Here is a 12,620-nt window from a genome sequence, read left to right on the forward strand (position 1 = left end):
GGGGTCAGCTGACGGCGGTGCGGGAACCGCAGGACAGCAAGTAGTTGCGCGTGCGCTTGGCGATGGGCATGGGCACGTCGAAGGCGACGGGATACATGTCCTGCTCCACAATGCCGAAGATGGGGCGATTCAGGGCTTCCACGGCCTCGATAACCGCGCGAAGGTCCGGCAGCCCGTTCGGCGGTTCGGTCATCACGCCGGCCAGGTTGGCGGCAGCCCAGGTCATGTTTTCCTCGTTGACCTTTTTCAGAATCTCCGGGTTGATCTGCTTCAGGTGCAGGTAGCCGATCCGGTCCGGGTAGTTCTTGATCAGTTCCAGGCTTGAGGCGCCGCAGTATTCAGCGTGGCCGGTGTCCAGGCACAGGTTCAGGTATTGCGGGTCCGTTGCGCCGAGCAGCGTTTCAATGTCCTCCTGGGCGCCCACATGGGAGTCGGCGTGGGAGTGGAACTGCTGTTTCAGGCCGAAGTCCTCCAGCAGGGTTTTGCCCAGCCGGTTGTGTCCGGTGAACAGGTCGCTCCAGGCCTTGTCGCTGAGCGTGCCGCTTTCCACGGCTTCGCCGGTAACGTCGTCGCGCCACATGGCGGGAATGACCACGATGTGCTCGCCGCCCATCGCGGCCGTCAGTTCGGCAACCTTGCGGGCTGGCTCCCAGGCCGTTTCCCACTGGTCCAGGCCGCGGTGGAAGGCGGTGAACACGGTCCCGGCCGAGATCTGCAGATCGCGGGCCTTGAGCTCATCCGCCAGGCGGGTGGGATCCGTTGGGAGGTAACCGTATGGGCCCAGTTCAATCCACTTGTAGCCGGACTCGGCCACTTCGTCCAGGAAGCGTTCCCAGGGGGTCTGCTTGGGGTCATCCGGGAACCAGACGCCCCAGGAGTCCGGGGCAGTGCCGATGATCAGCTTGTTCTCAGTCATTGTCACTCCTTGTGGGTTTCGACAGGCTCTACCAGCGGTGGTTGAGCCTGTCGAAACGGGTAACGGGCTAGTTGGAGGGGAAGTTGTACGAGGCGCCGGAGGCGTGGTGGGTTTCGGGCCAGCGGGACGTGATGACCTTGCCGCGGGTGTAGAAGGATACGCCTTCGGGACCGTAGATGTGCTTGTCGCCGAAGAGGGACGCCTTCCAGCCGCCGAAGGAGTGGTAGGCCACCGGGACGGGCAGGGGCACGTTGATGCCGATCATGCCTACAGTGACGGAGCGCTGGAACTTCCGGGCGGCCGCGCCGGAGGACGTGAAGATGGCGGTGCCGTTGCCATAGGGGTTGGCGTTGATGAGCTTAATGCCGTCTTCGAGGGTGTCGACGCGGACCACCACGAGGACCGGCCCGAAGATTTCCTCGGTGTAGGCGGTCATTTCGGTCTTGACGTGGTCGATGACGGTGGGGCCCACCCAGAAGCCGTCTTCGTGGCCGGGAACCACCAGGTCGCGGCCGTCAACCACCATTGCTGCGCCGGCCTGTTCGGCTTCGGTGACGATCCTGACGATGCGTTCCTTGGAGGCGGGGGTGATGACCGGGCCCATTTCGGCGTCGGGGGCGGTGCCGTTGTTGACCTTCACCGCGAGGGCCCGTTCTTCGACCTTCTTGACAATGAGGTCGGCGGCGTCCCCGACGGCGACGGCGACTGAGATGGCCATGCAGCGTTCGCCGGCGGAGCCGAAAGCGGCGGCGGCCAGGTGGTCGGCTGCGTTGTCCAGGTCGGCGTCGGGCATCACGATGGCGTGGTTCTTTGCCCCGCCCAGGGCCTGGACGCGCTTGCCGTGCCTAGTGGCAGTTTCGTGGACGTACTGGGCGATCGGAGTGGAACCGACGAAGGAGATGCCATCCACATCCGGGTGGGTCAGCAGGCCATCGACGGTTTCCTTGTCGCCGTGCAGGACCTGGAACACGCCGTCGGGCAGGCCGGCCTGCTTCCAGAGCCTGGCCAGCAGCAGTGAGGCGGACGGGTCGCGTTCGGAGGGCTTGAGGATGAAGGCGTTGCCGGTGGCGATGGCCATCGGAGCCATCCACAGCGGCACCATCACGGGGAAGTTGAACGGCGTGATACCGGCGACCACGCCGAGGGGTTCGCGGAAGTTGAACACGTCGATGCCGGTGGAGACCTGGTCGGAGTAGTCACCCTTGAGCAGGGTAGGGATGCCGCAGGCATATTCGATGACTTCCAGGCCGCGGCCGATCTCGCCCTTGGCGTCGGAGATGACCTTGCCGTGCTCGGCGGTGACCAGCTGCGCCAGCTCCTCGACGTGGGCGGCGACGAGTTCCCGGAACTTGAACAGGACCGCGGTGCGCTTCGCCAGGGAGATGTCCCCCCAGGAGTCGGCGGCCTTGCGGGCGGCCGCGACAGTGGCCTCCAGGTCGGCACGGTTTGCCAGGCGCAGGGTGGCGGACACAGCACCGGTGGCCGGGTTGTAGACCGGGGTGGTGCGGTCACCCTCGCCTGCGGTTTCGGCGCCGTTGATGAAGTGGTTGATGACGGTGGTCTCAGTGGTCGTGGCAGTCATGAAGGACTCTTCCTTGAGTGGGTCAGGAGGGGGTGTCAGCCAAGCAGTTTGCGCTGGCGGTTCTTGTGGTCGGTGTACGTCTGGAAAGCCTGTCGGGTGGATTCCAGTTCGGAGACCTGGGAGACGGGGACGTCCCACCAGGACTCGGAGGACGGTGCGTCCAGGAGCGGATCGGACTCGACGTGGATCAGGATGGGGCCGCCGCGTTCGGGGGCGGCTTTAGCATCGCGGATGGCCTGCTCGAGTTCGGCGATGACCTTCTCGCCCGGTTCGATCCGGATCACCTTTACACCCAGCGACTCGGCGTTCAGGGCAAGGTCAACGGGGAGGGTCTCGCCGTCGTCGAAGCTGTGCTGTTCCTCGTTCAGGGCCCGGTACTGGGTGCCGAACCGCTGCGAGCCGAGCATCTCGGAGAGCGAACCAATGGAGGCGTAGCCGTGATTCTGGATCAGGACCACAATCAGCTTGATGCGTTCGGCGACGGCGGTGACCAGTTCGGTGTGCATCATCAGGTAGGAGCCGTCCCCTACCATCACGACGACGTCCCGCACCTCCGCGCCCGGCGTGCCTGCCGCCGTCGTACTTGTCGCTTCGGCGAGGGCTGCGCGCTTGACGCCCAGGCCGCCGGGGATTTCGTAACCCATGCAGGAGTAGGCATATTCGACGTGGTAGCCGAACGGATCCCGGACCCGCCACATCTTGTGCAGGTCACCGGGCAGGGATCCGGCCGCGCAGATCACCACGTCGCGGGCGTCCATGGCCCGGTTGGTGGCGCCGATGATCTCGTTCTGTGCCGGCAGGGGCGTGTAGCGGGTATCGAAAGCGGCATCCACGGTGGCGTCCCAGCGCTCCTTCTCGGAAGCGATTTTCTGCTCCAGGTCGGCACCCACACGGTAGCCGCCCAGCGCTGCGTTGAGCTTCACCAGTGCCTTGCGGGCGTCGGCCACGATCGGGAGCGTGGTGCCGTGCTTGTACGCATCTATCGCAGCCACGTTGATATTGATGAACTGCACGTCCGGGTTCTGGAACGCGGTCCGCGACGCGGTGGTGAAGTCCTCGTACCGGGTGCCGATGCCGATGATCAGGTCCGCCTCGGCTGCGATGGCGTTAGCCGCCGTCGTGCCGGTGGAGCCGATGGCTCCGAGGGAGAACTTGTGGTCCCAGGGCAGGACGCCGACGCCGGCCTGGGTGTTCCCCACCGGGATGCCGGTCAGTTCCACAAACTTCGCCAGTTCGTCGTTGGCGTAGGCGTACAGGACGCCGCCGCCAGCAATGATCAGCGGCCGCTTCGCGGCACGGATGGCAGCGGCGGCGCGGGCTATGTCGTCGTCGTCCGCGTCCGGGCGGCGGATCCGCCACTCCCGTTCGGCCAGGAATTCCTCGGGAACGTCGAACGCCTCGGCCTGGACGTCCTGCGGCAGCGAGATGGTGACGGCACCGGTCTCGGCCGGGTCCGTCAGGACGCGCAGGCCGTGGTGGAATGCCGAGAACAGCTGCTCGGGCCGGTTCACCCGGTCGAAGAATTTGGACAGCGGCCGGAACGCGTCGTTGACGGTGATGTCATAGGCGTAGGGCTGTTCCAGTTGCTGGAGCACCGGGTCCGCAGCGCGGGTGGCGAAAGTGTCACTCGGCAGCAGCAGCACCGGAAGCCGGTTGGTGGTGGCCAGCGCGGCACCGGTCAGCAGGTTCGATGAGCCCGGGCCGATCGAGGTGCTGACCGCGTAGGTCTGCCGGCGGCGGGTGTGCCGGGCGTATCCCACGGCCTGGTGGACCTGGGCCTGCTCGTTCCGGCCCTGGTAGTACGGCATGATGGCCGGATCCATCTGCTGGTACTGCTTCAACGCCTGGCCAACGCCTGCAACGTTGCCGTGTCCAAAAATACCGAACGTGCCCGGAATGAGCCGCTCGCGGTAATCAACACCACCGATGGAATCGACCGTGTACTGCTTGGAAAGGTACTCGACGACGGCCTGTGCCACCGTCATTCTGCGCGTTCCTGTTGCTGTGCCCATTGCTAGTTCTCCGGGATTTCGGTGGTGTGGTGCAGGAGCGAGGCGGCGCTGGCAACGGCGCCTGCGACATCCCCGTCGGCAGGGTAGAGCAGGGTGCGGCCCACGGTGAGGCCCTGGACGCCGGGCAGCGCCAGTGCGGACTGCCAGGTGGCGAAGATTTCGTCCTGGCTGCCGTCCGGGTCCCCGCCCAGCAGAACGGTGGGCATGGTGGTAGCAGCCATGACGCGTTCCATGTCGGCCACCACAGGAAGCTTCATCCAGGTGTAGGCACTGGTGGAGCCCAGGCCCTCGGCGATGGCGATGGACTTGATCACCGCGTTGGTGGACAGGTCGTTGCGGACCTTTCCGTTCTCGCGGACAGACAGGAATGGTTCCACCATCGCGATCAGCTTCCGCTCGGCGAGGGAATCAATGGCCTTCGCGGTCGCCTCCAGGGTGGCGACGGTGTCCGGATCACCCAGGCAGATGCGGGTGAGCATTTTGCCGCCATCTGCCCTGAGGGCTTCCAGTGCCGCGGCCGTGTGGCCGGTGAACCGGTCGTCGAGCTCGTTCACCAGCCCGGACAGGCCGCCGCGGTTCATCGAACCAAACACGAGTTTGCCGTCAAGTGCGCCCAGCAGCAGAAGGTCGTCCATGATATCCGGGGACGCCAGGACTCCGTCGACGGCGGGGTTGGCGAGCGCGATCTGCAACCGGTCCAGCAACTGCCGCCGGTCGGCCATTGCCACCGGGTCGCTGCCGACGGCGAGGGCACCGCGGGCGGGGTGGTCGGCGGCGACGATGAAGTTTTGCCGGCCCGCCTTGAGGCCGGGGTGGCGGCGGCGGGACTTCGCGGCGCGGGCGACGGCTTCCGGGTCTTCGAGCCGGATGGTACTCAGGTGCTCGTAGCGGCGCGGATCGTCGTTGAGCGCCTGATTGGCGGCGATCGGGGTGAGAGTCACAGTGCTGCTCCTTCGGCGGCGAACTGGGCATTTGCCTCGGAACCAGCAGCACCTGCGCCGTGAACCGGCCGGCCGCGTTCGGCCAGCAGCGAGGTGACCTCATCCGGCGTCGGCATCGCGTCGGCGCACGAGAGTCGGGAGGCGACGATGGCACCCGCGGCGTTGGCGTAGTCCAGGACCTGGGCCAGCGGCCAACCGGAGAGCAGCCCATGGCAGAAGGCGCCGCCGAAGGAGTCACCGGCACCGAGGCCGTTGAGGGTCTCCACGGGGACAGGGGCGGAAACCACACGCTCGGAACGGGTCTTCGCCATCACGCCTTCAGGGCCGAGCTTGACGACGGCGATCTCCACGCCGGCTGCAAGGAGCCTGTCTGCCTGCTCATCAGGGGTGCCTTCACCTACGGCCACGGCGCATTCCTTGTCATTGCCGATAGCAACGGTGACATGCGGCAGGATCCTGGCGACCTCGGCACGGGCCTCCCCTTCCGAAGCCCAGAACATGGGCCGGTAGTCGAGGTCCAGGATGGTGAACTGCCCCTCGGCTAGGCCGGTGCGGGGGCGGGCCTCGTGCGCGGCGATGTGGGCGCTGCGGCTGGGCTCCTGGCACAGCCCGGTCACGGTGGACCAGAAGATGCCGGATTCGCGGATGGCGTCCAAGTCCAGTTCCCCGGTCTTGATCTGCAGGTCCGGTGCAGTGGGGAAACGGCCGTAGAAGTACAGCGGGAACTCGTCCGTCGCCGGCTTGATCGCGCAGAAGGTCACCGCTGTGGGCCAGTCCTTGACCGGTGTGACATAGGTGTCATCGACGTTGAACTTGCGCAGCTCACGGTGCAGGTATTCACCGAACGGGTCATCGCCGGTACGGGTAATGACGCCGGCGCGGCGCCCGTGGCGGGCGGCGGCAACGGCAACATTCGACGGCGAACCGCCCAGGTACTTGCCGAAGGAATTGACATCCTCCAGGCCAACCCCGATGTCGTTCGGGTAGATATCAACGCTGATGCGCCCGATCGTAAGAAGCTCGTGGGTCACGGTGATCGTGGACCTTTCTGGTGTGGAACTCGGATCCTTTGAAGCGGCAGGAGTTCCTGGACTGGCAGGCCGTGGTGTGGGCCACAGGCACTACTTTGCCCTAGATCGCATGTCCTGTCAAAGGTTTGTACTGACATACTTACAACATTGCTTTCCCCTCCCAGCATGGCCACAGGAAGGGGGTGCAGGAGCTACTTTTTGGGGACGGACAGCTCGCCCGTGACGTACTGCGCACGGCCGAATCCGAACGACCAGTCGCCGGCGCTGTTTTCTACGTAACCGATGAACACATCCTCACCGGCCACCCCCACCCCGGCGAGCTTGTCGGCAACAGCGGCAAAGAGGCGCTGCTTCGCCTCCTGTGAACGCCCGCCCTGGGTAAAGATCTGGATCATCACTACTCCCCCGGTCCGCTCGAAGCCCAGCCCAGCGTCCTGGGCGAAAATTTGCCCCTGCGGGTGCTCGGTAAGGATGTGGAAGTAGTCACGTTCCGGAATGCCGTACTCAGCAAGGATCGCATCGTGGATCCCGCGGCTAAGCCGCTGCAGGTCTTCGGCGGAACGGCCGTCATTGACATCAATACGGACGAGGGGCATAAGTCTTCTCCTTCAAGAGTTTGTACTGACATACTAACAAAGTTCACCAGTTCGAGACAAGGCCTACGGGTCTTGAAGCGTAGACCTGCCAGGAGTACTGTTAGACAACCGAAAGGTTGATAAACAAGAAGGTTGACTAAGAGAGGCCCGTCATGATCTCCGAAAGCGCGGCACTGGACTCGGCCTTTATGGCCCTGGCCGACCCCGTACGGCGGAGCATCATCGCCCGGCTCAGCCGGGGCCCGGCCACTGTTAATGAATTGGCAGAACCGTTCGCGATCTCCAAACAGGCGGTCTCGAAACATATCCAGGTGCTCGAGCAGGCCGAACTGGTGACCCGGACCAGGGATGCGCAGCGCCGGCCCGTCCACCTGAACCCGGCACGGCTTGAGGCCCTCACCGCCTGGATCGACCAGTACAGGCTGGTCCGCGAAGGGCAGTTCCGCAACCTCGACGCCGTACTTAGATCAAAAGCTGCGGCCCGCAGCGACAAACCCAAGGAGTCATCATGAGCAATTCCCTGAAACTCAGCGTTCCTGAGGGCGTCCCCTTCATCGATCACGAGCGCGAGTTTGATTTCCCGGTCGCGGACGTGTTCCGGGCCCACAAGGAACCGGACCTGATCGTCCAGTGGCTGGGCCCCCGGGGCTACAAAATGGACATCGACCACTACGATTTCCGCACCGGCGGCAGCTACAGCTACCTGCACACCGGGCCCGAGGGCGTGCCCTACGAGTTCAAGGGCATCTTCCACACCGTCCGCGAGAACGAGTTCGCCATCCAGACCTTCGAGTTCGGCGGTTACCCGGACGTGGTCAGCCTGGAATTCATGACGTTCGAGGACCTCGGCAACGGCCGGACCCGGCTGCGCGGCCACTCCGTCTACCCCAGCCAGGAGGCACGCGACGGCATGGCGCAGTCCGGCATGGAGGGCGGCATGAGCGAAGGCTACGAGCGCCTGGAGGAGCTGCTCAGCGGCGCCAAGGTGTAAACAAAAAGTACGACGACGGCAGGTCGCCTTTCCTGGAAAGGTGACCTGCCGTCGTCGTACTTAAACAGCAACGCGGGGTCACTTCGCGCCCATCCCACTGTGTGGATCGGGCGTTAAGTGACCCCGCGTTGTTCTAAACGGAACTTCTAGAGGGCTGCGTAGACTTCGCGCAGCAGCTTGGCGGTCTCGGACGGCGTCTTGCCAACCTTCACGCCTGCAGCCTCGAGGGCTTCCTTCTTGGCCTGTGCGGTACCGGCGGAACCGGAGACGATGGCGCCGGCGTGGCCCATGGTCTTGCCTTCGGGAGCGGTGAAGCCTGCCACGTAGCCGACGACCGGCTTGGTGACGTTGGCCTTGATGAAGTCGGCTGCGCGCTCTTCGGCGTCGCCGCCGATTTCGCCGATCATCACGATCGCCTTGGTCTCGGGGTCAGCCTCGAACGCGGCGAGGGCGTCGATGTGGGTGGTGCCGATGACGGGGTCGCCGCCGATGCCGATGGCGGTGGAGAAGCCCAGATCGCGCAGTTCGTACATCATCTGGTAGGTCAGGGTGCCTGACTTGGAAACCAGGCCGATGGGGCCCTTGCCCGTGATGTTGGCCGGGGTGATGCCCACCAGGGCTTCGCCCGGGGTGATGATGCCGGGGCAGTTCGGGCCGATGATGCGGGTGACCTGGTTGCCGTCGGCGTCCAGCTTGGACTGGGCCAGGGCCCAGAATTCGGCGGAGTCCTGGACCGGCACGCCTTCGGTGATGACCACAACGAGGCCGATGCCGGCTTCGATGGCTTCCACAACAGCGTTCTTGGTGAATGCCGGGGGTACGAAGACGATGGATACGTCAGCGCCGGTTTCGGCGATGGCTTCCTTGACGGTGCCGTAGACGTTGATTTCGTTGTCGCCGTGCAGGACGGTGGTGCCGGCCTTGCGGGCGTTGACGCCGCCCACGATGTTAGTGCCGGCCTTCAGCATCAGGGCGGTGTGCTTGGTGCCTTCGCCGCCGGTGATGCCCTGGACGATGACCTTGGAGTCCTTGTTCAGATAGATAGACATTGTCGCGTCCCTTTACTTCGCTGCGTTGGCGAGCTCGGCGGCCTTGTCGGCGCCCTCGTCCATGGTGGCGGCCAGGGTAACCAGCGGGTGGTTGGCCTCGTTCAGGATGCGGCGGCCTTCTTCGACGTTGTTGCCGTCGAGGCGGACCACCAGCGGCTTGTTGGCGGTGTGGCCGAGTTCGGCCAGTGCGCCGACGATGCCCTTGGCGACAGCGTCGCAGGCGGTGATGCCACCGAAGACGTTGACGAAGACGGACTTGACCTGCTCGTCGCCGAGGATGACGTCCAGGCCTGCAGCCATGACCTCAGCCGAGGCTCCGCCGCCGATGTCCAGGAAGTTTGCGGGCTTGACGTTGCCGTGGTTCTCGCCGGCGTAGGCAACGACGTCGAGAGTGGACATAACCAGGCCCGCACCGTTGCCGATGATGCCTACTTCGCCGTCCAGCTTGACGTAGTTGAGGTCCTGCGCCTTTGCCTTGGCCTCAAGGGGGTCCGCTGCGTCCTTGTCCTCAAGGAGGGCGTGCTTGGCGTGCCGGAAGTCGGCGTTCTCATCGAGGGAGACCTTGCCGTCCAGGGCCACGATCTCACCGGCGCCGGTCTTGACGAGGGGGTTGACCTCCACGAGGGTGGCGTCTTCCTTCTTGAAGACGTCCCAGAGCTTGAGGATCACGTCGGCGACTTTGCCGCGGAGTTCCTCAGCGAAGCCTGCGGCTGCGACGATTTCGTCTGCCTTGGCCTGGTCGATGCCCACGGCGGGGTCGATGGCGATCTTGGCCAGCGCTTCGGGGCGTTCGACGGCGAGCTGTTCGATTTCCATGCCGCCTTCAACCGAGCACATGGCCAGGTAGTTGCGGTTGGCGCGGTCCAGCAGGACGGAGAAGTAGTACTCCTCGGCGATGTCAGCACCCTGGGCGATCATCACCTTGTTGACGGTGTGGCCCTTGATGTCCATGCCCAGGATGTTGGTGGCGTGCTCAAGTGCCTCGTCAGCGGACTTTGCGACCTTGACGCCGCCGGCCTTGCCGCGGCCGCCAACCTTGACCTGGGCTTTGACGACAGTTACGCCGCCGATCTTCTCGGCAGCTGCCTTTGCTTCTTCTGGGGTGTGCGCCACGATGCCGGCAAGCACGGGTACACCGTGCGCCTCGAACATATCGCGCGCCTGGTATTCAAACAGGTCCACGGTTTAGTGTCCTTCTACGTCGAAGTAGTTTCTGTACAGTCGGACACCATCGAAGACGATGACCGGGCTGCGGAATTGCACGCACCGGCGGCCTGTTGGAAACGAGCCACGCGGCGTGATGCTCCACTGGGAACTCTAGTCCTTTGGAGGGACCGGCCCGTCCCAGAGTACCGCTTATGTGAGTAAGGACACTATTCTATGGAGCGTAGAAAAACCGCGGAATTACGGGGTTTTTGAGGGCTCCTGAGGGGCCGGGGAGGCAGTCTCGTCCGGCTTGTAAATCAGTTCGTAATGGTCCGGGGAAACAAAGAATCCGACGCCGGCGGAGACATTTCCGCACGCCACGCCGCCGTTATAGGCCGAACAGCGCAGCCCGTTCCCTTCGAGGTTCTGACCCTCCCCCAGCACCTGCAGTTCGCTTATGTCGCCGGTCTTGCTTCCCCCGGGACCGTACGTTGCCTCCATTTGTGTGACGCCGGAACGGCATTCGCCGTACCGCGCGCTGTCCGGCGTGAGCAGGGCAACGCCGCCCAGATAGCCCAGGTTGGTTCCCGCACAGTCGTCCTTGGCGTCCTCGGCCTTTGGCTGCGGGTATTTGGCAAGTTCGCAGTGTGCCACGGGCACCGTCGCCAGCTTGTTGTTGGCCGAATCACTGTAGTTGTTTTGCTCGTAGGGCAGATTCACATGCTCTCCCCTGGCGGCGGTCAGGGAACAGGCAACAGTACGGTCTGCAGTGATGAAGGAGACAACACCTTCACCGTTGGAGAAGCCTTTGGCATCCACCAAACGGGTCTGTTCCAGCTGTTCCAAAGGCGGCAGCGGGGGCGGGGGGACGTAGCCGGGATCCTGCGTGGTGATGGTGCAGGCCGTGGCCGCCGCCAGGATGAGGGCGGCGAAGATCCCCAGAACAGTCCGTCGCATGCGCCCCATTATGCTTTACGCCGACGCTTTACCTGTTGCTGACTACGCCTTCCACCACTTTGGCGGCAGCCCTGGCAGGATTGTCGGAGCCAAAATCGCGGCGCATCTGCTGGGCCCGGTCCTTCCATGCCGGATCGGCCAAAATGTTGTTTACGGCCTTGCCGATGCTCTCCGCCGAGGGGTTGTCCGTCCGCAGGTTGATGCCCGCCCCGGCGTACTCCACCCTGGCGTTGACATCGTTCTTTCCCTCGTTGATCCCGGACACCACCAGGGGGACCCCCTTGGAAAGCGCGAGCTGCACGCCGCCAAACCCGCCGTTGGTGACAAAAACGTCCGTATGGTCGAAGACGGCGGCAAAGTCGATATAGTCGTGGATCTGGACGTTCGCTTGCGGATAGCGTTCACGGAGTTCCGCCGTACCGCGGCCTGCCGTCGCCACCATCACCATGGTGTCCGTGTCCTTCAGTGCCTCTATTGCGGGAATGATCAGTTTGTTCAGGTCCAAGTTGTCCACCGTGCCCTGGGTGACCACTACTGTCCTGGCAAAACCTGTTCCGGCGGAACCTTGCGGATCCACGTGCGGTTCCAGTTGCATGGCGGCCGTATCCGATAGCCGGTAGGGCAGTAGCGCCCCGACGTAGTGGACGTTAGGGTTGTCATTTTTTCGCGGGAAATCGAGGGACCTGGAACCGGTTTGGATGACGGCGTCCGAGCAGCGGTACGGCTCGTCGGTGAGCCGGCCTCTTTTGGGCACCTCCTGGCCATAGAACGCGTGCTGCCGCCGGTAGCTTTGGCTGGCCGGACGAAGTATGACCTTGTCGGAAAGAAGCCCGGCCGCGGCCTGCAGGACCTTTTCCCGGGCGTTGCGCGCGGGGAGGAAACCGAAAAAGAGCGGGGGCACCAGTGGATCGCTTTCCATATTGGGAATCGCAACAAAGGCCACCACCCGTTTTCCCATCAGGTGCACGACGAGCCGGTGGATGAACATGGAACTGTCTGCCACCAGGACATCAAAAGGGAAGGCCCGGTCCAGTTCCCGGATGTCCTCGAAGAAGTTGCTGATGTTGCTGGCGAAGATTTTCTCCCCGTCGAAGCCGATGGCGCGGGGACCTTTCAGCTTGGCGCGTTCCGGGTAGAGCTCGCTGAGGTTGTCTGCGCGGTGCTCGATGGCGCGCTTGAAAGGGAACAGCGGAATCCCAAGTTCGCGGAGCTTGCCGGCGAGGACCGGGCCTGTGTACCAGCGGACATCGTGGCCGCGTTCTTGAAGCTCCTTTGCCACCCCGGTCATGGGGTTGAAATGACCGTCGATTGCCTGGCTGGCGAACAGAATGTTCATGGCCCGCTCCGTCGTGTTGGTACGGCTCTGGGGAAACGTTCCTGAACTGTAGACCCGCGCGGG

General features: G+C 64.1%; 12 protein-coding genes. 2 read left to right on the top strand and 10 right to left on the bottom strand.

The annotated features are described in order from the left end of the window. Nucleotides 1-4 precede the first annotated feature (4 nt). The 6 genes from FNL14_RS10690 to FNL14_RS10715 all read right to left on the bottom strand — a co-directional run bounded on the left by FNL14_RS10690 (nt 5) and on the right by FNL14_RS10715 (nt 7,078). Complete coding sequence (locus FNL14_RS10690; RefSeq protein WP_142059895.1) at nt 5-916, bottom strand: sugar phosphate isomerase/epimerase; 912 nt, start codon at nt 914-916, stop codon at nt 5-7. Nucleotides 917-983: 67 nt separating this feature from the next. Further along, nucleotides 984-2,498 carry a CoA-acylating methylmalonate-semialdehyde dehydrogenase gene (locus FNL14_RS10695; RefSeq protein ID WP_142059897.1) on the bottom strand — a complete coding sequence of 505 codons (1,515 nt, stop codon included), beginning with the start codon at nt 2,496-2,498 and terminating at the stop codon, nt 984-986. A 35-nt stretch (nt 2,499-2,533) separates the two neighbouring features. Next, complete coding sequence (gene iolD, locus FNL14_RS10700) at nt 2,534-4,483, bottom strand: 3D-(3,5/4)-trihydroxycyclohexane-1,2-dione acylhydrolase (decyclizing) (RefSeq protein ID WP_142059899.1); 1,950 nt, start codon at nt 4,481-4,483, stop codon at nt 2,534-2,536. 29 nt (nt 4,484-4,512) lie between these two features. Next, entirely contained in the window at nt 4,513-5,451 is a 939-nt protein-coding gene (locus tag FNL14_RS10705) for a deoxyribose-phosphate aldolase (RefSeq protein ID WP_142059901.1), read from the bottom strand. Beyond that, on the bottom strand, nt 5,448-6,482 hold the full coding sequence (gene iolC / locus FNL14_RS10710) for a 5-dehydro-2-deoxygluconokinase (RefSeq protein WP_142059902.1): 1,035 nt from the start codon (nt 6,480-6,482) through the stop codon (nt 5,448-5,450). The genes FNL14_RS10705 and iolC overlap by 4 nt, the downstream gene beginning before the upstream one ends. Before the next feature lie 191 nt (nt 6,483-6,673). Next, complete coding sequence (locus tag FNL14_RS10715; RefSeq protein WP_142059904.1) at nt 6,674-7,078, bottom strand: tautomerase family protein; 405 nt, start codon at nt 7,076-7,078, stop codon at nt 6,674-6,676. A 152-nt stretch (nt 7,079-7,230) separates the two neighbouring features. Here FNL14_RS10715 and FNL14_RS10720 point away from each other — a divergent pair, with 152 nt between their 5' ends. Both FNL14_RS10720 and FNL14_RS10725 read left to right on the top strand, forming a co-directional pair. Beyond that, nucleotides 7,231-7,590, top strand: a complete 360-nt coding sequence (locus FNL14_RS10720) for a helix-turn-helix transcriptional regulator (protein ID WP_142059906.1) — start codon at nt 7,231-7,233, stop codon at nt 7,588-7,590. Continuing rightward, nucleotides 7,587-8,069 carry an SRPBCC family protein gene (locus tag FNL14_RS10725; protein WP_142059908.1) on the top strand — a complete coding sequence of 161 codons (483 nt, stop codon included), beginning with the start codon at nt 7,587-7,589 and terminating at the stop codon, nt 8,067-8,069. Before FNL14_RS10720 ends, FNL14_RS10725 begins: the two co-directional genes overlap by 4 nt. Nucleotides 8,070-8,215: 146 nt before the next feature. Here FNL14_RS10725 and sucD read toward each other — a convergent pair whose 3' ends face one another. The 4 genes from sucD to FNL14_RS10745 form a co-directional block, all read right to left on the bottom strand. After that, nucleotides 8,216-9,118, bottom strand: coding sequence for a succinate--CoA ligase subunit alpha (gene sucD, locus FNL14_RS10730; RefSeq protein WP_091417276.1), 903 nt, complete (start codon nt 9,116-9,118; stop codon nt 8,216-8,218). A gap of 12 nt (nt 9,119-9,130) precedes the next feature. Beyond that, entirely contained in the window at nt 9,131-10,300 is a 1,170-nt protein-coding gene (gene sucC, locus FNL14_RS10735; RefSeq protein ID WP_050056227.1) for an ADP-forming succinate--CoA ligase subunit beta, read from the bottom strand. Nucleotides 10,301-10,522: 222 nt separating this feature from the next. Continuing rightward, nucleotides 10,523-11,230 (bottom strand): hypothetical protein, encoded by a 708-nt coding sequence (locus FNL14_RS10740; RefSeq protein ID WP_142059910.1) that lies wholly within the window; start codon nt 11,228-11,230, stop codon nt 10,523-10,525. A 19-nt stretch (nt 11,231-11,249) separates the two neighbouring features. Further along, nucleotides 11,250-12,557 carry a glycosyltransferase gene (locus tag FNL14_RS10745; protein WP_142059912.1) on the bottom strand — a complete coding sequence of 436 codons (1,308 nt, stop codon included), beginning with the start codon at nt 12,555-12,557 and terminating at the stop codon, nt 11,250-11,252. Between the last annotated feature and the right edge of the window lie 63 nt (nt 12,558-12,620).

It is taken from the genome of Pseudarthrobacter sp. B4EP4b (assembly GCF_006680095.1).
Lineage (GTDB): Bacteria > Actinomycetota > Actinomycetes > Actinomycetales > Micrococcaceae > Arthrobacter.